Here is a 24,561-nt window from a genome sequence, read left to right as displayed (position 1 = left end):
TGAGTCCCAAAGGACTCAAATGAGCTCCTTCCCCTCCATGGTCATGGCCAGGTTGCTGAGAGCGTACTGGATTTCCTTTTCCGGATGGACCGCCAGGGCCACATCGGTGGTTTCCACCTTCCGGAGCTTCTTCTTCATGTATTTTCCCGTATCTTTCCGGTACAGGTACATGTCCGCCCCGGAGATCACCCGCAGCAGGGTATCCGGCCCGTCATCATCCCAGCCGCCGTGGAACAGAGGCTGGATGTAGAATTCATCCATGGCCCGGACCACCAGGATCCCCACCACATCGGCGCCGGTCCGGTCCGCAATCTTGTCCATCACTTCTTTTTCGATGGGGTACCCGTCCCCGCCGAACTGATCCAATACCGCACCGGCCCCTTCCGCCGCCTGGGGATCGGGCAGGAAGGCGAACTGGGCACGGGGATAGGCTTGGCGCACCTGGCGCTTCCAGACTTCCTTCATGGAAGCCGTGGCCTCTCCCGTATGGTCATAGACCACAAAGGCGATGTTTTTCCGGGCTAGAGGGTCCGTCCCCGCCGTCTCCGCCGCTTCTGCCGGCACCAGCAGGAACATTCCTCCCAGAGCAAAGCACAGGGTCAGCAGCAGCCTTTTCAGCATTTTCATTTCAATACACCTCCTGGGCTTTTCCACGGGCCAGTTCCAGTCCCAGATGCCGGGCCAGGATCTGTCCCCCATCACTATAGGTATCCATGGGTTTCAGGGCTCCCGGTCTGACCCCCGGTCCGAAGAACAGCATAGGAACATGTTCTCTCGTATGGTCCGACCCTTTCCAAGTCGGATCACAGCCATGGTCCGCGGTGATCAGCACCAGATCTCCGGGCTGAAGCCGGGCCGCCAGTTCCGGCAGCCGCCGGTCGATGGTCATGAGCCCTTCTCCGTAGCCTCTTACATCCCGCCGATGGCCATAGGTAGAATCGAAATCCACGAAATTGGTGAAGATCAGGCTCCCGTCCCCGGCTGCTTCCAGGGCCTCCAGGGTAGCATCAAAGAGTGCATCCAGCCCGGTGGCATGCCAGGCCCGGGTGATGCCCCGATGGGCGAAGATATCCGCGATTTTCCCCACCGCATAGACACCCCCAGCCTTTTCATACACCGCATCCACCAGGGTCTTTTCTGGGGCAGGCACCGCATAGTCGTGCCGATTGCCGGTACGGGTGAATTCCCCAGCTTTTTCTCCCACAAAGGGACGGGCGATGACCCGGGCGATATGGTAGGGCTGGACCAGCTTGTAGGCGATTTCACAAAGTTTGTATAGTTTTTCCAGGCCAAAGGTCTTTTCATGGGCGGCGATTTGGAGCACCGAATCCGCGGAGGTATACACAATGGGCTTGCCGGTGCGCATGTGTTCCTCCCCCAGTTCCTGGATGATCACCGTACCGGAGGCATGCTTTTCTCCCAGCACTCCGGGGAGATGGCCTTCCCGGATCAGCCCGTCGATGATCTCCTGGGGAAAACAGTGGGGTTTGTCTGGGAAATAGCCCCAGTCGAACATCACTGGCACACCGGTCAGTTCCCAGTGGCCGCTGAGGGTGTCCTTGCCGCTGCTGACTTCCCGGGCATAGGTGTAGGCCCCCTCCAGAGGCTCCGGTGCCCCGATGGAAAAGTCCAGTTTCTGTCCAGTGCTCATTCCGTGGGCCAGCTCTAGCCCGTACCGGGCCAGATGGGGCAATGCCAGTAGCGGAGCGGACGGATCTTTGGCCCGTTCTTGGCCGAACCAGCAGGCAATGTGCCCCAGGGTATCCGCCCCCTGATCTCCAAAACGGCCGGCATCTTCCGCGCCGCCGATGCCAAAAGAATCCATCATCAGGATGATGCTGCGTTTCATTTCTTTCCCTCCCTTGCCAATAATTCATTCAATGCCCGGCGGACAATGGTCTGGAACCGGTTCTCCGCCAGCCGGTAGATTTCCGGCGAGGCAATGCTTTCACTTTCCGTCCGCTTGGCCACCACCCCGCACAGGCTGGCCGCCCTTACTCCCAAAGCCTGGGACGTGACGAACACCGTGGCCGTTTCCATTTCATAATTGGTGACTCCCAGCTGCTGCCATTCCTTCATACTGCCCTGGAACCGGCGGAGCACGTAACCGGTGAAGCTGTCATACCGCTCCTGACCGGGCCAGAAAGTATCGGAGCTGCAGCAGATGCCCACTTGGTGAGGGACATTTTCTACCAAAGCTGCATAGGCCAGCAGCTGGGTCAGTTCGAAATCTGCCACCGCTGGGAATTCCAGAGGAGCATAGTGGGTACTGGTACCTTCCAGCCGGACCGCCGCCTTGATGATCACCACATCCCCCAGTTCCAATCCTTCCTGGATAGAACCCGTAGTGCCCACCCGGATCACCCGTTTGATGCCCAAGCGGGCCAGTTCTTCCAGGCAGATGGCGGTAGAAGGACCGCCCATACCGGTGGAACAGACCAATACAGGCTGGTTCTGGACCTGTGTCAGGCAGCTGGTGTATTCCCGGTGGCTGGTGAAATCCACCGTAGGACCCATGGCTTCTGCTAGGGACCGGACCCGTCCTGGATCTCCCGGCAGCAGGGCTGTATCAGCCCCCATCAGCCGTTCCCGGGACAGCTGGGTGTGGTACATGACTTCATGGGGTTCCGCATAATGATGATCCATGGTATCACTTCCTTGGTTGACTTTTGCGCTTTTCCTTTATTATACGAAAGAGCGGGACCCCTGTTCAAGGTCTCGCTCCCCCATTTTTCTACTCTTAGGCTTTTCCTTCTTCTTTTTCCATGGTTTCCCGCACGGATCCTTCGCAGGACCGCATGGCCAGGATGCTTTGTTCAAAGAGTTTATTCAGATCCCAGCCCAGCAGGTCCGCCCCCTGTTGGATCACATCCCGGCTGCAGCCGGCCGCAAAGTGCTTGTCCTTGAACTTTTTCTTCAGGGATTTCACTTCCATATCCTGGACACTTTTGCTGGGCCGCATGAGAGCCGCCGCTCCGATGAGTCCGGACAATTCATCCACCGCATAGAGGACTTTTTCCATTTCCTCTTGGGGTTCCACATCGCTGCACCGAGGCCAGCCGTGACTGGCCACCGCATGGATCAGCCGCTCGTCCCAGCCTTTTTCCTTCAGGATCTCTGCTTCCTTCCGGCAGTGCTGTTCTGGATACTTTTCAAAATCCAAATCATGGAGCAGACCCACCATACCCCAAAAATCTTCTTCTTCTCCATAGCCCAGTTCCCGGGCAAAATACCGCAGGCAGCCTTCCACTGTCAGCCCATGCTGGAGATGGAAGGGTTCCTGATTGTATTCCTTCAACAGATTCCATGCTTCTTCTCTGGTATTTGGCATTTCCTGTCTCTCCTTCCGTGTCATTATCCCTAGTATACCACAGTACATTCCCCATAGGGAAACAAAAATCTCGAAAGAAGCACATTTTTTGCACAAAATCGTTCAAACTGTGTATTTCCATCCCTCGGTTCCCCCACTATAATAGAGGTCTGTAAGGAGTTGATACCCATGCAGGAACAACAAATCAAAAAACTGACCTTGGCAGGGATGTTCGCCGCCCTGGCCTTCGCCTGCTTTTCCTATCTCCGGATCGAAATCCCCATGGGGCTGGGGCTCACTGGGAAAATCTATGTAGGCCACGCCTTCATCCTACTCTCTGCCCTGGTACTGGGGGCGAAATATGGAGCCCTTTCCGGTGCCATCGGCCTGGCTCTGGCAGATCTGCTGGCCGGCTACACCACCTCTGCGCCGCCGACCTTCCTGGCCAAGTTCCTCCTGGGCTGGTCCACCGCCTGGGCTGCCCAGCATCTGTGCCGCCTGGACCAGCAAACAGAAGACAAAGCCCGGCTCCGGGGCGCGGCCCTGGCTGCTATTTTCGGATCCGTGGTCAACGTGGTCACTGAACCCCTGATCCGGTTCAGCTTCAAATTCTTCATCCTGGGGATGCCCCAGCAGATTGCCTATGTAAGCGCCGTGAACTGTGCCGTAAGCATGGCTGTGAGCAATGTAGTGTCCGTGGTGCTGACGGTGGTGTTGTACAAGGTGATGGAGAAAAACATAGGGGCTGTTGCCTGAGCAACATTCCCTGTCATACGTCATACGCCGATGGAAGCCAGCTCCGCTGGCTCCAAATTTATGAAAATCATTTGAATCCTGTAACAGGTTTCTAGATTTCAAAATCAATTTATAAAAATTGATTTCCAAAAGCTTATGACGTATGACATCTGACCTATGACCTATGACAAAAGGGTTGTTGCACATGTGAATAACCACACACGTGCAACAACCCTTTTATTACTTCGCGTAATCCACAGCTCTGGTTTCCCGCACGATGACCACTTTGATCTGTCCCGGATATTCCATATCCTCTTCGATCTTCTTGGCCACATCGTGGGCCAGGATGGTGGCGGCGTCGTCATCCACCTTTTCCGGTTTCACCATGATCCGGATTTCCCGGCCAGCCTGGACGGCATAGCATTTTTCCACGCCGTCGAAGGATTCGGCAATTTCTTCCAATCGTGTCAGTCGTTTCAAATAGGTTTCCAGGGTTTCCCGACGGGCTCCCGGCCGAGCAGCCGAAATGGCATCGGCGGCAGAGACCAGCACAGCTTGGACGGACGTTGGTTCACAATCCCCATGATGGGACATGATGGTGTTGATGACGATATCGGATTCGTGATACCGTTTGGCCACTTCCGCCCCCAGATCCACATGGGATCCTTCCACTTCGTGATCCACAGCCTTGCCGATATCGTGGAGCAGCCCAGCCCGTTTGGCCGAGTTCACATCCACGCCCAGTTCGGCGGCCATCAGGCCGGCCAGATGAGCTACTTCCGTAGAATGTTTCAGCACGTTCTGCCCGTAGCTGGTCCGGTATTTCAGCCGCCCCAGCAGCTTGAGCAGTTCCGGATGGATGCCATGGACACCTACTTCGAAAGTGGCCTGTTCCCCGGCTTCCTTGATTTTCTGATCCAGTTCCTTCTGGGCTTTTTCCACCATTTCCTCGATCCGAGCTGGGTGGATCCGGCCGTCGTTGATCAGTTTCTCCAAGGCGATCCGAGCCACTTCCCGACGCACTGGATCAAATCCGGAGATAATGACGGCTTCCGGCGTATCATCGATGATCAGGTCGATCCCGGTCAGGGTTTCCAGAGTCCGGATGTTCCGGCCTTCCCGTCCGATGATCCGGCCTTTCATTTCATCATTGGGCAGAGGGACCACCGTAACCGTAGTTTCTGCCACCTGATCTGCCGCACACCGCTGGATGGCCAGGGAGATGATTTCCCGGGCCTTCTGGTCCGCGGTATCTTTGGCTTCCTGCTCCATTTCCTTGATCAGGCGGGCTTTGTCATGTTTGACTTCTTCCCGCACATTGTCCAGGAGTTCCTGTTTGGCCTCTTCGCTGGTCAGACCGGAAATCCGTTCCAGTTCCACCATCTGCTGGTCATACAAGGCATCGACTTTAGCCTGGGATTCCCGCAGGCGGTTGCTTTGTTCCAGAAGTTTTTCTTCCTTCTTTTCATAAGCATCCATCTTTTTGTCGACGTTCTCTTCCTTCTGGACCAGACGCCGTTCATTTTTGCTGAGTTCTGCTCTTCTTTCTTTATTTTCCCGCTCCATTTCAGACCGGAGACGATGGATTTCTTCTTTGGCTTCCAGCAGCGCTTCTTTCTTCTTGGCATCTCCCGCTTTCCGGGCATCCTCCAAGATCTGCTTTGCGGTTTCTTCCGCCGAACCGATTTTGCCTTCTGCTACGTTTTTACGAGCCAGATATCCTCCACCAACGCCTAATAAACAAAGGACTACAGCAATGATTACACTAATGGGATCTATGATGAGCACCTCCTCTTTTGCAATTTTTTCATCAAACCCTACTCATACAATAAATAAGGCAACCAGAGGTCGCCTTAACACCCAATGAACGCGATTGGACAGAAATATTTTATAGTATTTTCACAAAGGTGTCAACAAAAAGGGGCTGTTGCATATGCAACAGCCCCTTTTTGGGGATCTCGAGTCTCGAGACCGTTTTTCCTATGAATCCTTTGAAAAATCTTCCAGTGCGCTGGCTATGGCACCGCTTCCGAAGCCCCGGCTGGCCAGCATCCGAGCCAGGGCGGCCTTGGCTTTCCGGGGATCCTCCGGGTATTTCCGCCGGATCCTCTCCCCCTGGGCTTCCGCCAGGGCCAGGGCCCGCTCTGTTTCTTCCTCTTCCGTCACGTCCCCCAGGGCATCCCGGGCCTCCTCACCGGACAGGCACCGCCGGGTGAGCATCAGCCGCAGGTACTGTTTTCCATAGAACTTTTTCCGGCGCCAGGCGTCCAGCACCGAATGGGCACAGCGGAAATCATCCACAAAATGATGCTCCGCCAACTTCTGGATCACTTGGTCCTGGAGTTCTTCCGGGCAACCCCGTTTCCCCAGTTTCTGCCGCAGTTCTCGGATACTGTGGTCCCGGAGGGCCAGTTTATCCAGGCAGTAGTTGTAGGCTTCCGCATGGGTGGTCAGGGATTTTGGGGATTTACTCCACATGGTCTCCGTCCGTTTCCGGAGTCATGAGCAGTCCGTCCGGTTCCTGGGCCGCTTCCTGGACCGGCACCGGTTTCCCGTCCGTCGGCAGCCCGGCCGCCGCCCGGATCTTGGCTTCCACATCAGCAGCCATGTCCGGATGTTCCTTCAGGAAAGTCTTGGTATTTTCCCTCCCTTGGCCGATCCGCTGGTCTCCATAGGAATACCAGGCACCGCTCTTGTTCAGGATGTTGTACTGGACCCCCAGATCCACCAAGCAGCCTTCGTGGGAAATCCCTTCTCCGTACATGATGTCGAATTCCGCTTGTTTGAAGGGAGGTGCCACCTTGTTCTTCACCACTTTTACCCGGGTATGGTTCCCGATGATGTCGTTGCCGCTCTTCAGGCTTTCCACCCGGCGCACATCCATCCGGATGGTGGAATAAAACTTCAGGGCACGGCCCCCGGTGGTCACTTCCGGATTCCCGAACATGACCCCCACTTTTTCACGGATCTGATTGATGAACACCGTCGCCGTCCGGGATTTGGCAATGACCCCGGTGAGTTTCCGCAGAGCCTGGCTCATGAGCCGGGCCTGGAGGCCCACATGGGAATCCCCCATATCCCCTTCGATTTCCGCTTTGGGCACCAGGGCCGCCACCGAGTCGATGACGATGATATCGATGGCACCGCTGCGCACCAAGGCATCACAGATCTCCAGGGCCTGTTCCCCGGTATCCGGCTGGGAAATCAGCAGGTTGTCGATGTCCACCCCCAGGTGCCGGGCATATTCCGGATCCAGGGCATGTTCTGCATCGATGAAGGCCGCATAGCCGCCCCGTTTCTGGGCCTCGGCGATCATATGCAGGGCCACGGTGGTCTTACCAGAAGATTCCGGTCCATAGATCTCGATGATCCGGCCCCGGGGAATCCCCCCGACACCCAGTGCAATATCCAGGGACAGGGCCCCGGTGGGAATGGTTTCGATATTCATTTTGGCGCTGGCGGCTCCCAGTTTCATGATGGATCCCTTGCCGAAATCCTTCTCGATCTGTTTCAAAGCCGCATCCAGTGCTTTATTTTTATCCGCATCCAAACTCATGTTGTCATCTCCTTGTACCGCAATTGCTCTATCTAGTATATAAACATTTGTTCGTAAAGTCAAGCTTTTCGAGGGAGATCTTTTAATTCCTGTTGGGTGAACACGTAGGATTTATTGCAGTACTGGCAGTGGACCTCGGTCTGAGGATCCTGGAGGATTTCTTCAAAGTCTTTCCGGGGCAGGCCGCAGAGCATCCCGGCTACTTTTTCCCGGCTGCAGCCGCAGTGGAAGGAAACAGGATGGGATTCCAGGATTTCCACCGGCAGCCCTTTGGCCACCTTCTGGATCATCCCTTCCGCATCCAGACCGGTCTGGAGCAGCTCCGTCACATAGGGCAGGGTCAGGATGTTGTCTTCCAGGGTCTTGATGGTCTCTTCCGAAGCGTCCGGCAGCAGCTGGACGAAGTACCCGCCGGACACGGCCACGGATCCGTCCTTTTCGATGAGCACACCCAGGGCCACACTGGAAGGAGTCTGTTCGGACACCGCCAGGTACCGGGTGAGATCCGCTGCGATTTCTCCGCTTTTCAGGGTGGAGACTCCGGTGAAAGGTTCTCCCTGGAGAGGGCACCGGGTCACGGTGACCACCCCATAGTGGCCCACGCCGCCGCCCACATCCAGCTTGCCGTTTTTCGGCGGCAGCATCACTTCTGGATGCATCACAAAACCCCGGACCTGATAATCCCGGGCATCGGCCATCACCTGGCCCAGGGGCCCATCCCCCTTGAACCGGACAGTCACCGCTTCTCCGGCCTTCATGGTGGCGGCCAGCAAAAGGGCCCCAGCAGCGGTGCGTCCCAGGGCCGCCGCTGCCAGAGGCGTACAGTGATGGATCTCGTTCATATACTGGGTCAGATGGGTGGTGGTCACGGCATAGATCCGGGCATCCCCGGCAGTGGCCTTGACTAACACGTCTTCCATAGGCACCTCTTACAGTTCCTTGGTCAGGTTGACCATTTCAATGACCGCCATGGCCGCATCGGAACCCTTGTTTCCAGCCTTGGTGCCGGCCCGTTCCACAGCCTGTTCGATGTTTTCGGTGGTCAGTACCCCGAAGGCCGTGGGAACTTCCGTTTCCATGTTCACCAAGGCAACCCCTTTGGACACTTCGTTGCACACATAGTCGTAATGGCTGGTGGCACCCCGGATCACGGCGCCCAAGCAGATGATACCGTCATATTTGCCGCTTTTGGCCATTTTCTTGGCAATCAGGGGGATTTCAAAAGCACCGGGCACCCAGGCCACGGTAATGTCATCCTCATTGGCACCATGCCGGCGCAGGGTGTCTTCTGCCCCGCTGAGCAGTTTACTGGTGATGAATTCGTTGAAACGGGACACCACGATCCCGATTTTCAGACCTTCCGCTAACAGTTGACCTTCTAGAATTTTCATTTTGCATCCTCCACTTTTTCATGTAATTCATGGCCCATCCGGACCTGTTTGGTAACCATGTACCGATGGTTGTAGCAGTTGTCTTTCATGATGATGGGCACGGTTTCTGTAATGGTGATCCCATAACCGGAAAGGCCTGCCCGTTTGGCCGGATTATTGGTCATCAGCCGGATGCTGGTGAGCCCCAGGTCCGCCAGGATCTGCGCCCCGATACCGTAATCCCGCATATCCGGTTTGAAGCCCAGCTTCACATTGGCATCCACTGTATCCAGTCCCTGATCCTGGAGTTCATAGGCCCGGAGTTTGTTGGCCAGGCCGATGCCCCGGCCTTCCTGCTGCATGTACAGCACCACGCCGCAGCCTTCCTTTTCGATCATCTTCAGGCTGGTGGCCAGCTGATCCCCGCAGTCGCAGCGAAGGGACCCCAGGGCATCCCCGGTGAGGCATTCCGAATGGACCCGGACCAGCACATCCTTCTTACCGGCCACCTCCCCTTTGATGATGGCTACATGGCATTTGTCGTCCAGGTCGTTTTCGTAGCCGATGGCCCGGAAGGTGCCGTATTTGCTGGGCAGGGCTACGTTGGCGATCCGATGGACCATTTTCTCGTTTTTCTTCCGGTAGGCAATGAGGTCTGCCACGGTGATGAAGGTCAGGTTGAATTTCTTGGCGAATTCGATCAGTTCCGGAGTCCGGGCCATGGTGCCGTCTGCGCTCATGATCTCACAGCAGATGCCCACTGGTTTCAGTCCGGCCAACCGGCACAGGTCCGTAGTGGTTTCCGTATGGCCGGTGCGCCGCAGCACCCCGCCTTCCCGGCTGCGCAGGGGGAACACATGGCCGGGCCGACGGAAATCTTCCGGTTTGGCGCTTTCATCGGTGCATTTCTTGATGGTGTAGGCCCGTTCCACGGCAGAGATCCCGGTGGTTGTGTCCTTGTGGTCTATAGACACGGTGAAGGCCGTTTCATGGTTGTCCGTGTTGTTGGCCACCATGGGTTCCATCTGGAGCCGGTCCAGGATGGCCCCGTCACAAGGCATGCAGATCAGGCCCTTGGCGTGGGTAGCCATGAAATTGATGTCGTCCGGAGTCACGTACTCCGCACTCATGATCAGATCCCCTTCGTTTTCCCGGTCGGGATCATCGGTCACCAGGACCATTTTCCCGGCCCGGATGTCCGCAATGGCCTTTTCAATGGGAGCAAACTGAAATTTTTTATCCATGATTTTCTCTCCTTACATAAATCCATTTTCGAAAAGGGTGGCTTTGGTCAGCCCCCCAGATTTTCTGGTTTCCAGCATCCGTTCCACATATTTCCCCAGGATGTCCGTTTCCAGGTTCACCTTGTCTCCGGTCTTTTTGAAGCCCAGAGTGGTGAACTGGACGGTGAGGGGAATCAGGGAAACGGAAAAGGTGGTATCCGTCACTTCCGTAATGGTCAGGCTGATGCCGTCGATGGCGATGGAGCCCTTGGTGACCATCCCCCGGAGCAGCTCCGGACTGCAGCTGATGGTGGTGACTTTGGCAATGCCTTCCGGGCGGATCTTCACAATGGTCCCCACCCCGTCCACATGGCCGCTGACAATGTGCCCGTCCAGTCCGTCCCCTACATGGAGGGTCCGTTCCAGGTTGATCCGGTCCCCCTTTTTCAGGGAACCGATGGTGGTCCGCCGGGCGGTTTCCGGCATTACATCCACAGTAAAGCGCTGGCTGTCAAACTTCGTCACCGTCAGGCAGGCCCCGTTGCAGCAGACACTTTCCCCGATTTTCAGCAGGGGCGGAATGGTCTGGGCGGCAATAGTGAGCCGGTAGGAATCCTGTTCCCGGCGCAGGTCCTCCACCTTGCCCAGTTCCGCAATGAGTCCTGTAAACATGGTCTCAGCTCCTTTCCAAGAGACCCGTGACCATCAGGTCCGTGCCGAAGGCTTCATATCGAGGTTCCTGGAGGGTCACCCGCAGGTCCATGGTCCGGGCCCCCCGGCCCCCGATGGCACTCAGGTTCCGCTTGCCTCCGATCAGGCAGGGAGCGATGAAGGCATAGACCCGCTGGGCCAGTCTGCCGTCAAAGAAGGCACCATGGACCTGGCTGCCCCCTTCCACCAGCACGCTGGTCTTTTCCTGCTGTCCCAGTCTGTCCAGCAGGATGCCCAGATCCAGAGCCCCGTTCTTCTCCGGGATCTGCCATACGGTCACCTGGTCCAGGGCCTGGAAGGCCGCCACTTTCTCCCGGTCCGCTTTCAAGGAGGTGATCAGGAGGGTCTTAGCTTCCCCATCGGTGAACACTTTCCGGTCCATGGGCAGCTGGCAGTGGCTGTCCAGGACGATCCGCAGGGGATTCTTCCCTTCCGCCAGCCGGCAGGTCAGGGACGGGTCATCGTTGAGCACCGTGTTCTTCCCCACCAGGATGCAGTCGTAGATGCTCCGGAGTTTGTGGGCATAGGCCCGGGACTGTTCGTTGGAGATCCATTTGGAATCCCCGGAAGCCGTGGCAATCTTCCCGTCCAGGGTCATGGCATATTTCAGGGCCACAAAAGGACGGCCCGTCTTCATCCAGTGCATGAACACTTCGTTCTGCCGGTTGGCCTTGTCTGCCAGCACCCCCCGGACCACTTCCACTCCCGCATCCTGGAGCCTGGCAAAGCCCCGTCCGGACACTTTCGGATTGGGATCGTCCGCCGCTGCCACTACTTTTTTGATGCCCGCCTTGATCAGGGCCTCACAGCAGGGGCCCGTACGGCCATAATGGGAACAGGGCTCCAGGGTCACATAGGCGGTGCAGCCTTCCACCTGGTTCCCAGCATCCGCCATAGCCATGATCTCCGCATGGGGCTGGCCAGCTTTGTGGTGATAGCCTTTGCCAACGATCTTCCCTTCCGGGTTTACGATGACGCAGCCGACCATGGGATTGGGACTGGTGCAGCCCCGGGCTTTTTCTGCCAAGTCCAGGGCCATCTGCATATATTCTTCATCTGTCACAGTTTCACCCGCTTTCAAGATTTGCCAAATACAAAGCCGTGCCATCCAAGGAGGATAGCACGGCAAATACACTTTTCCAGCGCTGTCTTTTCTCATCCAGACTATACTGTCGGTATCGGAATTCCACCGATTCGTGCCGAGGCTCGCGGACTTTACCGCCGGTAGGGAATCACACCCCTCCCCAAAGACAAAACTTATGATGTTGTTCCGGACATATTATATCATATCTGTATGAGATTGCAAGAAGCCAGATACGGCGCCATGCGCCTTGAGAAGCTCATATCGAACCGTAGGGGCCGCAGGCCCGGCGACCCGCTGGATGCACGGACAATCAGCGGTTTGGCGGGCTGCCCGGCGTGCAGCCCCTACAGTATCGCAACGGATCATTGGATTCCAGCCGTCCCGCTCTTCACTCTTCACTCTGCACTCCTCACTGCAATCAGAAGGAATATTCCGCCCCCACGATGATCCGCCGGCCGGGCATGGGATAATTATCCTGGCCGTTCACAACGCCGCCCTGTTCCGCGTAAGCTGCGTTGTTCAGGTTGTAGAAGTTGGCGAATCCGGTCCAGTTCTGATCGAATTTGTACCGGGCAATGAAGTCCATGGTCAGGTACTTGTTTTCGCCATAATTATTCTTGCTGAGTCCATTGGCTGCCCGTGCCCGAAGATCCAGGTTCCATTTGGTATCATGATAGCAGACGCCGGCCTGATAGTAGTTGGGTGCGTAATTGTCATCCCGAATGTATCCATCCGACTTACCTGTTACTCTTACATAGGTATAAGAAGCATCTACATCCCACAGTTTATTCAGTTTGTGTGTTACAGTCAGTGACAAGCCCCGTCTCTTTTCCCGGTCGATGTTCTCCGCATATGCATTATAGACCCAGGGAGAAATCCATTCTTTTCTCCAGTTAAGGGCATTGTGGAGATTGCTGTAGAAGGCGCTGATACCCACATCGGTTTTGGGATCTGCCTTGAAGTTGTAGCCCAAGGAATACACATTCCCGGTTTCAGCCTTCAGATTATCATTCCCCACATATTTCCCCATTCCCCACATACTTAAATCAGAGTAATAATACAGATCATCGATGGTGGGAGTCCGGAACACCTGGTTCCAGGAGAAGTAGGCATTGCTGTCTTTGCTGAACTTCTTGTTGATGGCGGCACTGCCGGTGGTCCGGTTGCCGCTGCGGCTGTGATCGTCATACCGGACGCCAGTGTTCAGCTGCCAGGTGGGAGCAAATTTCCACTGGTCCTGGAGGAAAACAGCCTTGTTGTTGTATCCTTTTTTACCTTTGTAACTGACTTCATTGTGTGCCTTGGCATCCCGGTATTCCAGACCGCCTACCAAGGTGTTGGTATCGGACAGGACGAAGTTCTGCTGGCCTTCGATGCCCCAGTCCGTTTCGTCCATGCTGCCCTGGTTGAAATAGCTGTAGTAGTTCCGGTAGGTCTGGAGATAACCGCTGTTCTTGGCATCTCGGTTCCAGTCGTACCGCAGCCCCACATTGTTGGTCTTTTTATCCAGCTGAGAAGGGAAATAGGAATTGACACTATAGGGATTGTTCCCTTCCATGGTGGAATAATCATAGTTCAGGGTCAGTCCATCGCTTTCCGTAAAGTCGTGGGTCAGTTTCAGGGAAATATTGTCCTGGGTGTAGTTGGACTGTCCCGGCCATTTTTTTGTGTCCCCGTTAGTGTCCTTGTATTTGAAGTAGGACGCCTTATTCCGGCTGGCAGCCACCTGGATGCCGTTTTTGTCCACTTTGCCCCCTACGGACAGCCCCAGATCCTGGTTGCCCCAGGAACCGTAGCCCACCCGGATTTTCCCGGTGGTCTCTTCCGGAGTCTTGGTAATGATATTGATGACACCTCCCACCGCATCAGCCCCGTACAAGGTGGAAGCCCCGCCTTTCACCACTTCGATCCGTTCGATCATATCCACCGGCGGCAGGGTATGGGCATCAAAGGTGGATTTGGCCATGCTGCCCATGCTGTGGTTGAACCGGTGACCGTCCACCATCACCAGCACCCGTTCATCCCCATTGAGCATAATATGGGATTCGTAGGCACCTACACCATTCTGCATCACCCGTGCCCCCGGCACATCCTCCAGGGCATCGGTGACCGTCCGGTAGCCCCGGTCGGAGATTTGCTGGCTGGTGATCACGGTCACATCCGCTGGCGTATCGGCTTTGGTGTTCTTCAGCCGGTTGGCCGTGATGACGACGGTTTCGTCTTTGCCTTCCACAGGGGCATCCGCTGCCCAGGCTGCTGCAGGGCTCCCCAGGACCACTGCCGTCAGCACAGCCCCAGCCAATTTCCTGTTCCACACTTTTTTCATCCTAAAACTCCCTTTCCTCTTCACGAAATATTCATCTAACAGTGTACCGTAAAAAAGAAGATTCGGCAAATAGGGGGAAGTTATGGAGTGGTATAGATTGGGGCTATATCAAAAAGAAGGGGGTGTGAAAAAAATTCACACCCCCGGTCTCATAAGCCGCATAGCGGCTCGGTCTCGGGTCTCGAGTCTCGAGTCTCAAGCCGAATGAGAAATTTGCAAGCAAATTTTTTGAATGTACAAACCCTAATCTGCTAACGATAAGATATTCGTTTCTATATCCAGCACGATACTGCTTCTACACCTTCAAAAGAACCTGGCCATGGGGACAGGTTCTATCCAACGGCTCGAGACTCACGACTCGAGACCCGAGACCTCAAAAAGAGGCTGCTGCTTATGCCGCAGCCCCCTAATAACTTACATGCATCAGATACAGCCCCTGGGCCGGAGCGGCCATGCCGGCCTTTTTCCGGTTCCGGGCGGCCATCACTTGGGCAAAATCGTCCTCGTTCCACTGGCCCGTGCCCACCCGGACCAGACAACCTACGATGTTCCTGACCATGCGGTACAGGAATCCGTCCCCGGTGATGGTGAAGGTGTACAGGTCCCCATCCTGGACCCAATGGGCTTCGGTCAGAGTCCGCACCGGCGAGGTATCCTGGCTCCCCTGGTTCTTGAAGGAGGTGAAGTCGTGCTTTCCCAAGAGCAGGGCTGCCGCCCGGTTCATGGCCTCCACATCCAGCTTCTCCCTGATCTCCCAGGTGGTGTTCCGCTGGGTAGGATCCGGCAGGGGGGAATAATAGATTTTATACTGATAGGTCTTGTCCACCGCATCGAATCGAGCATGGAAGCCGTCCCGGACCACTTCCGCTTCCCGGATGGCGATATCCGGCGGCAGATGGGGTTCCAGGGCCCGACGGTAGTTTTCCGGGGGGATCCGAGAACTGGTAGCAAAGGAAATCACCTGGCCCAGAGCATGGACCCCGGCATCGGTCCGGCCGGCGGCTTTGATCAAGATGGGTTCCTTCAGTACTTCTGTCAGTGCCTTTTCCAGCACCTGCTGGACCCCTACCCCGTTTTTCTGCCGCTGGAACCCCTGATATTGGGTTCCGTCATAGGCCACGATAGCTTTGATGGTCCGGATCATGCGGGCATCCCCCAGCGCAGGAAGGCCAGCAGCCCGAACAGGGCCAGCATCACCAGTCCGGTCAGGGCATCGGCTTTGCCGTAGACCAGTTCATGCATCCGGGTCCGCCCTTCCCCGCCCCGGTAGCATCGGGCTTCCATGGCCAAGGCCAGTTCATCCGCCCGCCGGAAAGAAGAGATGAACAGAGGGATCAGGATGGGCAACATATTTTTGGCCCGTTTCATGATATTCCCAGAGGAAAAATCCGCGCCCCGGGACATTTGGGCCTTCATGATCCGGTCCGTCTCTTCCAGCAGGGTGGGAATGAACCGGAGGGCGATGGTCATCATCATGGCCAGTTCGTGGGCCGGCACCCCGATTTTCTTGAAGGGCCGGAGCAGCGATTCAATGCCGTCCGTCAGCACAATAGGAGAAGTGGTAAAGGTCATCAGAGACGACACCAAGAGCAACAGCACCAGCCGCAGGGACATCTTCACCCCCAGCACGATCCCTTCTTTGGTGACGGTGAGGAACTTCCAGTGCCACAGGACTTCTCCCGGATCCGTGACAAAATGGATCACCATAGTCAGCAGGATGATGATCCACAAAGGCTTGATGGACCGGATCAGCAGCCCCGCCGGCAGTTTGGCCAGCGCAGCCCCCACCACGATGAACCCGATGAGGATCCCGTAAGAAAGAGGCGAAGTAGCCAGGAACACCATGACCATATAGAACAGTACTGCCAGGATCTTGGTCCGGGGATCCAGCCGATGGATACAGGAATTCCCAGGATAGTACTGTCCCAGGGTAATGTCTGTCAGCATGTCTTCCACCCCTTTGCTCTATCAATGGCCCGGATCAGTTCTTCCTTGGTGAGGGGCGTCCCTTCAATAGGCAGGCCCTGGTTCCGGAGTTCTTCTGCTAACTTGACGCTTTCCGGCACATCCACAGAAAGGGCTTCCAGTTTTTCCCGCTCATGGGTGAACAGGTCCCGGGCCGGTCCATCCAGCTGGAGTCGGCTGTCGCTCATGACCAGGAGCCGGCTGGCGTACTGGGCCGCTTCTTCCATGCTGTGGGTGATCAGCAGCACACCCATTTTCCGTTTCTCAAAGATTTTCTGGAGCTGGCCGAAGATGCTGTCCCGGCTGATAGGATCCAGCCCGGCACTGGGTTCGTCCATGATCAGGTAATCCGGTTCCATGGCTACCACCCCGGCAATAGCCACCCGGCGCATCTGGCCCCCGGAAAGCTGGAAGGGCGACCGCTGGGCAAAGGTGTCGAAATCCAGGTCCACGAATTCCATGGCGCTGCGCACCGCTTCTTCCACTTCCGGTTCCGTCTTTCCCTGGTTCCGGGGCCCGAAAGCAATATCTTCATAGATGGTTTCTGCAAACAGCTGGTGTTCCGGATACTGGAATACCATGCCCACCCGGTTCCGGGCCGCCTTGGCTTCCGCTGTCTTGGCCGCCAGGTCCACTCCATCCACCAGCACTTTCCCCGCCATAGGATGGAGCAGTCCGTTAAGGTGTTCCGCCAGGGTGGATTTGCCGCTGCCGGTATGGCCGATCAGAGCCACGAACTCCCCTTTTTCCAGGGTAAAGCTCACATCATCCAGGGCCTTCTTTTCCAGGCTGGTGTGGGTCATATAGGTATAGGAGATATGGTCTACTTGGATGGACATAATGCTTCACACAACTCCTTATGGGTAATGATGGGCGGCAGCTGATGGCCCTGTTTGTCCAAAGCATCCGCCACTTCCGCCGCCAGGGGACATTCCAGCCCCAGGCCCCGGATCCGGTCCACTTGAGTGAACACTTCTTTGGGAGTCCCTTCCAGGACGATTTTCCCTTTTTCCATGGCGATGACCCGGTCGGCCAGGATGGCTTCTTCCATTTTATGGGTGATGTACACAATGGTGATGTGCTTTTCTTTGTTCAGCTTCAGTACCGTAGAGACGATTTCCTTCCGGCCTTTGGGGTCCAGCATGGCAGTGGGTTCGTCAAAGACGATGCACCGGGGTTCCAGGGCTAGCACTCCAGCAATGGCCACCCGCTGCTTCTGGCCCCCGGACAGACGGTGAGGAGCCCGCTTGGCATAATCCAGCATATCCACGGTCGCCAGCGCTTTTTCCACCCGGGGACGGATTTCCGGACTGGGGACGCCGATATTTTCCAGCCCAAAGGCCACATCTTCCTCCACAATGGCCGCCACGATCTGGTTGTCCGGATTCTGGAACACCATGCCCACGGTCTGGCGTACGGGCCAGAGATTCTCTTCTATGGCGGTATCCAGGCCTCCCACCAGACAGTGTCCGCTGGTAGGTGTCAGGAGACCGTTGAAATGACGGGCCAGGGTGGATTTACCGCTGCCGTTGGTCCCGATAATGGCGACAAATTCGCCGGGGGCAATGGACAGATTGATGCCCTGGAGTGCGGTCATTTCCTGATTTTGCCCATCCACATAGGTATGGGTCAGCTGCTTCGTTTCAATGATCGGTTCCATATCTTCCTCCATAAAGATAAATTATAGCTTTGTTTACGGCTGTCCGTCAAATAAAATAAAAGAAAGACTGCAAAAGAAGCCGACAGGTCTTTGTCGTCATTCTTTCACAGTCTTCCAGGAAAACATAAAGCTTTACAGGATCCCGGCAGGAAGTGCTATACCCACGCCCGGTCCAAACGGCAGGCCCAGGGCCATCCAGATGATCAGGAAGATGATCCAGGCGATCTGCAGGACTATCGCAATGGGGATCATATTGGAAATCAGTGTCCCGATAGCGCAATCCGGCATATATTTTTCCTGAGCCACACTGAGGATCATCCAGATATAGGGACTCATGGGCGTAAAGCAGTTGCCCGGGGAGTCACCCAACCGATACAGCAGCTGGGTAAAACCAGGATGGTAGCCCAGCAGCATGAACATGGGTACGAAAATCGGGGCAAAGATAGCCCACTTGGCCGAACCAGAAGAAACGAAGATATTCACGATAGCCGAAATAATGATGAAAGCGATGCACAGGGGAATCCCCGTAAAGCCCACACCTTTCAGGAAGTTGGCTCCGCTGATAGCCAGCAAGGTTCCCAGTTTCGTCCAGTTGAACAAACCCTGGAACTGCCCGCAGAAGAAACAGAATACCACATAGGCACCCATGCCGCTCATCTGCTTCACCATGGCAGAGTTGATGCTCTTCACATTGGTGAATTTTCCTGTAGTGATCCCGAATACGATACCGGCAATGCTGAACATGAAAAACAGCAGCGGGATCAGCCCTTTCAGCATCAAAGAGCCCACCACGGTCACCCCGTCTTTGGACAGGATGCTGGCTTTGAATCCTACCACAACGATGGCCACGTAAATCAGGACGGCCAGTCCGGAACGGTGCAGCCCTTTGAGTTCCAGTGGGGTCACTTCATCCATCATTTCTTCCTCTTCCGCCCCTTCATACTGAGGGAAACGAGGTTCGATGATATGGATGGAGACCCAGCCGATGGCGGCAGCACACAGGAAGGTAGAAGCCATCATGAAGTACCAGTTGCAAGTCACATCCACCACAAAAGCCCCGGGGCTGCCCAGGAACGCATCCAGAGCCTGGTTGGTCAGTCCTTGGAGCAGAGAGTCGGTGCCAGCGACCAGCAGGTTGGCGGTGAATCCGGCCTGGGCTCCGGCATACCCTACCATCATGCCCACTACCGGGTGTTTCTTGACCCCGATATACACAATGGCTGCCAAAGGAGGGATCACCACCATGGCCGTATCCGAAGCGATATTCCCGCAAGTCCCTAGGAAAGCGATCAAATAGGGCACCACTCCAGGCGGTACATTTTTCAGAGACCGTCTCAGCATAGCGACCAGCATGCCTGATTCTTCACAGAATCCGATGGCCATGGTCATGGTGATCACCAGTCCCAAAGGTGCAAACCCTGTGAAGTTCTTGACCAGATTGGTCAGCAGCCACTGGACCCCAGCTTTGGAAAATAGATTCTGGGAGACCACGGCTTTCCCCGTGGCGGGATTGGTTAGGCTGAAGCCCGTACTGGTGAGCCCAGCTCCGATGACGGCTGTAATGAGGAATAAGACCACGAACAGGATAGCGGGCGGCGGCAGTTTGTTGCAAACCGTTTCGATAGTATTCAGGAAACGGTCCACCCAGGTTTTCTTGACTGCATCTTTTGCAACCATTGATTGACAACCTCCTTAAAAAATATTTACCCAATACAGTACCGGAAATACTGCATTACAGCCAAAAGAACATCAAACATTTTTCATCTGTATTCTCCAATCGTTTATATAATATCATGCTGGGACAAAGCTTGTCCAGCGCTTCTTTCTCCTGGACGGGCTGACTTTTACCATGTTATAATTTGAACAAGTTTTTTCTTATATTTTTGTAATCCAAAAGAGGTGGAATGGTAAAATGGATGAAATAGTGATACAAATCTTTCCTAACATGACCCTATGGAAGCTACATTCTTCCAAAGAATACCTGATTTTTTTCCTGCTTTTCCTGTCAGGATGCCTTTTTTTCCAAAGGTGGATCCACCGGATCCGAAAGGCCCGGACACCGAAAGGTGCCAAGGATCGTGTCATAAAAGCAGTGAAATCAGGATCTCGAGGCCATTATCGCAGTCTTTCCTGCACAAATGGGGTATTATCTCCTGAATTGACCTATATCCTCCTTCCCCATGATGTCCTTCTCCTTAAGATCCTATCCAAGGGATATCGGATAGAAGGTTCGGAACGTAGTGAACAATGGATATTAAAAGATAATTCTGAAATCATCCGGATCACCAATCCACTTGCCTTTTTGAAGGAAGAAAAAGAAAAGCTGGGAAATCTGCTGAAAACGGCCAAAACTGCTCCCTTTGAAGTCCATGTTTTTGTCATTGCAGCTGATAATTATGCTGATCCTGTCTTCCAGCTGGCTGCACCTGCTCGGGCCAAGACCTTGAGCCTGCCAGAGCTGAAGCGTTGGATCCGGCAGCGGAACCTAGATCCCCTGCCCGAAGAAAAGCAGCAGGAAATACTGGTATTACTGCAATAAAAAAGGGAATGTGAAGAAATGAAAATTATTTCTTCACATTCCCTTTTTATTTTGCTTATTCCTCTGCAGGCTGTTCTGCCAGAGTTTCAGCCGGTTCTTCGCTGACTTCCATCGGACGATGGAGTTTCAGCTGGATGTTCCGGTATTTGGACATACCCGTACCGGCCGGGATCAGTTTCCCGATGATGACGTTTTCTTTCAGGCCCAGCAGCGGATCCACCTTGCCTTTGATAGCGGCATCCGTGAGGTTCCGAGTGGTTTCCTGGAAGGAAGCAGCGGACAGGAAGGAATCGGTAGCCAGAGAAGCCTTGGTGATCCCCAGCAGGATGGGATGACCGACTGCCGGCTGTTTCCCTTCAGCCAGCACTTCGTCGTTCTCATCTTCGAATTGGGCGATATCCACCACGGAGCCCGGCAGCATATTGGTGTCGCCGGCTTCGTCGATCTTATACTTCCGCATCATCTGACGGACCATGACTTCCACGTGCTTATCGTTGATTTCCACGCCCTGGGACTTGTAGACGCCCAGTACCTGCTGTACCAGATAATGACGGGTAGCAGCCGGACCGGAGATCCGCAGGATGTCATGGGGGTTCAGGGAACCTTCGGTGAGGCGGTCGCCCACTTCCACTTTATCCCCTTCTGCCACATGGATCTTAGCCCCGTAAGGAATATGGTAAGATTCATCCGTTCCATCTTCCTTATGGATGATGATGAACCGGCCTTCTTCCTTTTCCTGGATTTCCACAGTACCAGCCACTTCCGTGAGGATACCGGGATGTTTCGGTTTCCGGGCTTCGAACAATTCTTCGACACGGGGAAGACCTTGGGTGATATCATCAGCACCAGCAACACCGCCGGTGTGGAAGGTTCTCATGGTCAGCTGGGTACCCGGTTCGCCGATGGCCTGGGCAGCGATGGTCCCGACAGCTTCGCCCACTTCCACCTTCTTGGCCGTAGCCAGGTTCCGGCCGTAGCAGGCACGGCAGACTCCGAAATGGGATTTGCAGGTCAGTACAGAACGAATCTTGACTTTCTCCCGCAGGTCGGCGATTACATCGGCCATATCTTCGGTGATGTAATCGTTGATATGGTAGATGACCTTTCCTTCTTTGTCGGTGATATCTTCGGCCAGGGTACGGCCTACCAGACGATCCCGGAGGGATTCCAGCACCGTGCTCTTGTTCTTCCCGGAAGTAATGGCTTCCACATAGACCCCATCCACTTCGTTGTTCCGGATTTTCAGCTCTTTGACAGTCCCGTCTTCCAGGATCTTTTCGATCACGTCAGCGGTGAACTTGTCACCGGCCTTGGCCAGGACTTCATCCTTCTCATTGACGATATCTTCTTCCACCTGTTTGTCCAGGAAATGGTGGGTCATATGTTCCCGGAAAGCCGCTTTCACTTTTTCTTCCGGCACGTTGATTGCCAGGGTTTCCGGTTCTTCATTGCTTTCTTCGTCAGCCGGATACAGGCTGATTTCCAGTATCTTGGCTGCCATCAGGCGGTCGAAGACTTCTTCGCTGACCACCGTATCGGCTTCCGCCAGGATGGAATCGTCTTCCGGATCCATCACGCTGGCAGCCAGGGTACGGCCTACCACATATTCCTTCAGCTTGTGCTGGCTGGAACCCAGGACGGCTTTGCAGAAACGGGCCCGTTCCCGGACCAGGTTCATGCCGGTCACATCGCAGTCGTCTTCCCGGACGATGACATCCTGGGCCACGTCTACCAGACGGCGGGTCAGATAACCGGAGTCAGCGGTACGCAGGGCGGTATCGGTCAGACCTTTCCGGGCACCGTGGGAAGAAATGAAGTATTCCAAGATGGTCAGGCCTTCACGGAAGTTGGATTTGATAGGACGGTCGATGATCCGACCGGAAGGGTCAGCCATCAGACCACGCATACCAGCCAGCTGACGGATCTGCTGCACGTTACCGCGGGCACCGGAATTGGCCATCATGTATACAGGGTTGAAAGGATCCATGGTGTGTTTCATCAGGGCGTTGGCCACGTCTTCGGTGGCTTTATCCCAGATGGCGATGACCTTACGGTACCGTTCGTCATCGCTCATGAGACCACGGTTGAAGATGGTTTCCACTTTATCGACCTGCTTTTCAGCGGCGGCCAGGATGGAAGCCTTTTCTTTCGGGATCTTGATATCGGAAGCGGCGATAGACAGACCGGATTTGCAGGCGTTGTCATAGCCCAGCTTCTTGACGATATCCAGAACCCGGGCGGTGCCGAAGTTGCCGTACAGCTTGTGGGCTTTGGCTACCAGACGGCCCAGTTCCTTCTTATCGATCAATTTGCCCAGGAGCCAGGTGCCGTCTTCCTGTTTGGAGTAATACCGCATTTCTACAGGCAGTTCACTGTTGTAGATGATATTCCCCATGGAAGTGGTGACCAGGCTTTCCCCTTTATCCGAGGTTTCCGGGAAGATTTCCGCATTGGGCACCTTCACCTTGATCCGGGCCTGGAGATCGATCACATGGTTGAAATAGGCCAGACGGGCTTCATCGAAACTGATGAACCGGCGGCCTTCTCCCTTGGCTCCATCTTTGAAGATGGTCAGGTAGTAGGCCCCCAGCACCATATCCTGGGTAGGAACGGTGATGGGTTTCCCGTCTTTGGGAGCCAGGATGTTGTTGACGGACATCATCAGCACCCGTGCTTCGGCCTGGGCTTCAGCGGACAGAGGCAGATGGACAGCCATCTGGTCCCCGTCGAAGTCGGCGTTGTAAGGGGTGCAGACCAGAGGATGCAGCTTGATGGCCCGGCCTTCGGACAGGATCGGTTCGAACGCCTGGATACCCAGTCTGTGCAGGGTCGGGGCACGGTTCAGCAGCACAGGATGTTCTTTGATCACGTCTTCCAGTACATCCCATACAGCGTTGGTAGCCCGTTCCACCATCCGTTTGGCGCTCTTGATATTAGTGGCAGCGCCAGTTTCCACCAGACGCTTCATCACAAAGGGCTTGAACAGTTCCAGGGCCATTTCTTTCGGCAGGCCGCACTGGTGCATCTTCATTTCAGGCCCGACCACGATTACGCTACGGCCGGAATAGTCCACCCGTTTCCCCAGCAGGTTCTGACGGAAACGGCCCTGTTTCCCTTTCAGCATATCGGACAAGGATTTCAGAGGACGGGTACCAGGGCCCGTTACGGCACGGCCGCGGCGGCCGTTGTCGATCAGGGCATCCACCGCTTCCTGGAGCATCCGTTTTTCGTTCCGGACGATGATATCCGGAGCCTGGAGTTCCTGGAGCCGTTTCAGACGGTTGTTCCGGTTGATGACCCGGCGGTACAGGTCGTTCAGGTCACTGGTGGCAAACCGGCCGCCGTCCAGCTGAACCATAGGGCGCAGGTCGGGAGGGATGACCGGGATCACGTCCATGATCATCCATTCCGGTTTGTTGCCGCTCTTCAGGAAGGCTTCGCACACATCCAGGCGGCGGACGATGTTCCGTCTCTTCTGGAGGCTGGTTTCGGTCTTCAGGGCAGCCCGCAGTTCTTTGGTCAGTTCTTCCACGTTGATTTCATGGAGCAGTTCCTTGATGGCTTCTGCCCCCATGCCTACCCGGAAGGTAGGACCGTATTCATCCAGTTTTTCCTGGTATTCCGCTTCGGTGAGCAGCTGTTTCTTGGTCAAGTTGGTATCACCGGGATCCAGGACGATGTAGCTGGCAAAGTACAGGACTTTTTCTAGGGCTCTCTGGCCGATGTCCAGGATGGCCCCCATCCGGCAGGGGATTCCTTTGAAATACCAGATGTGAGAGACAGGAGCCGCCAGTTCGATGGACCCCATCCGGTCACGGCGGACTTTGGAGCGGGTGACTTCGACGCCGCATTTGTCGCAGACCACACCCTTATAGCGGATGCGTTTGTACTTGCCGCAGTGGCATTCCCAGTCTTTGGTAGGCCCAAAGATCCGTTCACAGAACAGGCCGTCCCGTTCCGGTTTCAGGGTTCTATAGTTGATGGTTTCCGGTTTGGTCACTTCCCCGTGGGACCAGGCTCTGATCTTCTCCGGAGAAGCCAGACCGATTCTCATAGAATGAAATTTATTTACGTCCAACAAG

Annotated in this window: 21 protein-coding genes and 1 riboswitch; of the genes, 2 read left to right on the top strand and 19 right to left on the bottom strand. The window is 55.3% G+C overall.

All coding sequences use genetic code 11. From position 1 onward, the window contains the following. Positions 1-15 precede the first annotated feature (15 nt). From ACTUHY_RS03500 to ACTUHY_RS03485, 4 genes are all read right to left on the bottom strand, one after another. Positions 16-627, bottom strand: coding sequence for a hypothetical protein (locus tag ACTUHY_RS03500; protein ID WP_442826611.1), 612 nt, complete (start codon positions 625-627; stop codon positions 16-18). Between the two features lies 1 nt (position 628). Continuing rightward, on the bottom strand, positions 629-1,849 hold the full coding sequence (locus tag ACTUHY_RS03495; RefSeq protein ID WP_442826610.1) for a phosphopentomutase: 1,221 nt from the start codon (positions 1,847-1,849) through the stop codon (positions 629-631). Continuing rightward, on the bottom strand, positions 1,846-2,646 hold the full coding sequence (gene udp / locus ACTUHY_RS03490; protein ID WP_442826609.1) for a uridine phosphorylase: 801 nt from the start codon (positions 2,644-2,646) through the stop codon (positions 1,846-1,848). Before udp ends, ACTUHY_RS03495 begins: the two co-directional genes overlap by 4 nt. A 94-nt stretch (positions 2,647-2,740) precedes the next feature. Continuing rightward, entirely contained in the window at positions 2,741-3,331 is a 591-nt protein-coding gene (locus ACTUHY_RS03485) for a hydrolase (RefSeq protein ID WP_278674795.1), read from the bottom strand. Between the two features lie 168 nt (positions 3,332-3,499). Here ACTUHY_RS03485 and ACTUHY_RS03480 point away from each other — a divergent pair, with 168 nt between their 5' ends. Continuing rightward, positions 3,500-4,066: an ECF transporter S component gene (locus tag ACTUHY_RS03480; RefSeq protein ID WP_442826608.1), complete on the top strand. Its 567-nt coding sequence runs from the start codon at positions 3,500-3,502 to the stop codon at positions 4,064-4,066. Between the two features lie 219 nt (positions 4,067-4,285). Here ACTUHY_RS03480 and rny read toward each other — a convergent pair whose 3' ends face one another. From rny to ACTUHY_RS03410, 14 genes are all read right to left on the bottom strand, one after another. After that, positions 4,286-5,833 carry a ribonuclease Y gene (gene rny, locus ACTUHY_RS03475; RefSeq protein ID WP_278674797.1) on the bottom strand — a complete coding sequence of 516 codons (1,548 nt, stop codon included), beginning with the start codon at positions 5,831-5,833 and terminating at the stop codon, positions 4,286-4,288. 192 nt (positions 5,834-6,025) lie between these two features. After that, a complete protein-coding gene (locus ACTUHY_RS03470) occupies positions 6,026-6,523 on the bottom strand; it encodes a regulatory protein RecX (protein ID WP_442826607.1) in 498 nt (165 codons plus the stop codon). Continuing rightward, positions 6,513-7,601 carry a recombinase RecA gene (gene recA, locus ACTUHY_RS03465; protein ID WP_278674799.1) on the bottom strand — a complete coding sequence of 363 codons (1,089 nt, stop codon included), beginning with the start codon at positions 7,599-7,601 and terminating at the stop codon, positions 6,513-6,515. Before recA ends, ACTUHY_RS03470 begins: the two co-directional genes overlap by 11 nt. Before the next feature lie 59 nt (positions 7,602-7,660). Beyond that, positions 7,661-8,521 carry an Hsp33 family molecular chaperone HslO gene (gene hslO, locus ACTUHY_RS03460; protein WP_442826606.1) on the bottom strand — a complete coding sequence of 287 codons (861 nt, stop codon included), beginning with the start codon at positions 8,519-8,521 and terminating at the stop codon, positions 7,661-7,663. 9 nt (positions 8,522-8,530) lie between these two features. Then, entirely contained in the window at positions 8,531-8,992 is a 462-nt protein-coding gene (ribH, locus tag ACTUHY_RS03455; protein ID WP_012937752.1) for a 6,7-dimethyl-8-ribityllumazine synthase, read from the bottom strand. Continuing rightward, on the bottom strand, positions 8,989-10,215 hold the full coding sequence (locus ACTUHY_RS03450; RefSeq protein WP_442826605.1) for a bifunctional 3,4-dihydroxy-2-butanone-4-phosphate synthase/GTP cyclohydrolase II: 1,227 nt from the start codon (positions 10,213-10,215) through the stop codon (positions 8,989-8,991). Before ACTUHY_RS03450 ends, ribH begins: the two co-directional genes overlap by 4 nt. A 12-nt stretch (positions 10,216-10,227) precedes the next feature. After that, complete coding sequence (locus tag ACTUHY_RS03445; RefSeq protein WP_442826604.1) at positions 10,228-10,866, bottom strand: riboflavin synthase; 639 nt, start codon at positions 10,864-10,866, stop codon at positions 10,228-10,230. Between the two features lie 4 nt (positions 10,867-10,870). Next, complete coding sequence (ribD, locus tag ACTUHY_RS03440; RefSeq protein ID WP_442826603.1) at positions 10,871-11,968, bottom strand: bifunctional diaminohydroxyphosphoribosylaminopyrimidine deaminase/5-amino-6-(5-phosphoribosylamino)uracil reductase RibD; 1,098 nt, start codon at positions 11,966-11,968, stop codon at positions 10,871-10,873. Positions 11,969-12,048: 80 nt separating this feature from the next. Continuing rightward, a riboswitch (FMN riboswitch) is annotated at positions 12,049-12,161 on the bottom strand. A gap of 246 nt (positions 12,162-12,407) precedes the next feature. Further along, entirely contained in the window at positions 12,408-14,315 is a 1,908-nt protein-coding gene (locus ACTUHY_RS03435; RefSeq protein WP_442826602.1) for a TonB-dependent receptor plug domain-containing protein, read from the bottom strand. Between the two features lie 406 nt (positions 14,316-14,721). Beyond that, positions 14,722-15,459: a tRNA pseudouridine(38-40) synthase TruA gene (gene truA / locus ACTUHY_RS03430; RefSeq protein WP_442826601.1), complete on the bottom strand. Its 738-nt coding sequence runs from the start codon at positions 15,457-15,459 to the stop codon at positions 14,722-14,724. Continuing rightward, on the bottom strand, positions 15,456-16,262 hold the full coding sequence (locus ACTUHY_RS03425; protein WP_442826600.1) for an energy-coupling factor transporter transmembrane component T family protein: 807 nt from the start codon (positions 16,260-16,262) through the stop codon (positions 15,456-15,458). Before ACTUHY_RS03425 ends, truA begins: the two co-directional genes overlap by 4 nt. Next, entirely contained in the window at positions 16,256-17,119 is an 864-nt protein-coding gene (locus tag ACTUHY_RS03420) for an energy-coupling factor transporter ATPase (RefSeq protein WP_442826599.1), read from the bottom strand. The genes ACTUHY_RS03425 and ACTUHY_RS03420 overlap by 7 nt, the downstream gene beginning before the upstream one ends. After that, the gene (locus tag ACTUHY_RS03415) at positions 17,104-17,940 is read right to left on the bottom strand and encodes an energy-coupling factor transporter ATPase (protein WP_442826598.1); all 837 of its coding nucleotides are present in this window, start codon (positions 17,938-17,940) and stop codon (positions 17,104-17,106) included. Before ACTUHY_RS03415 ends, ACTUHY_RS03420 begins: the two co-directional genes overlap by 16 nt. A gap of 132 nt (positions 17,941-18,072) precedes the next feature. Next, on the bottom strand, positions 18,073-19,617 hold the full coding sequence (locus ACTUHY_RS03410; RefSeq protein WP_442826597.1) for an AbgT family transporter: 1,545 nt from the start codon (positions 19,615-19,617) through the stop codon (positions 18,073-18,075). Between the two features lie 481 nt (positions 19,618-20,098). On the opposite strand from ACTUHY_RS03410, the gene ACTUHY_RS03405 reads away from it, so the two are divergent. Further along, entirely contained in the window at positions 20,099-20,479 is a 381-nt protein-coding gene (locus tag ACTUHY_RS03405) for a hypothetical protein (protein WP_442826596.1), read from the top strand. A 55-nt stretch (positions 20,480-20,534) separates the two neighbouring features. Here ACTUHY_RS03405 and rpoC read toward each other — a convergent pair whose 3' ends face one another. Further along, entirely contained in the window at positions 20,535-24,560 is a 4,026-nt protein-coding gene (gene rpoC / locus ACTUHY_RS03400) for a DNA-directed RNA polymerase subunit beta' (protein WP_442826595.1), read from the bottom strand. Between the last annotated feature and the right edge of the window lies 1 nt (position 24,561).

The organism is Acidaminococcus nyctereutis (assembly GCF_052216985.1).
GTDB classification, from domain to species: Bacteria; Bacillota; Negativicutes; order Acidaminococcales; family Acidaminococcaceae; genus Acidaminococcus; species Acidaminococcus fermentans_A.
Note: the sequence above shows the minus strand (reverse complement) of the source record. Positions and strands in the feature narration are given on the sequence as shown.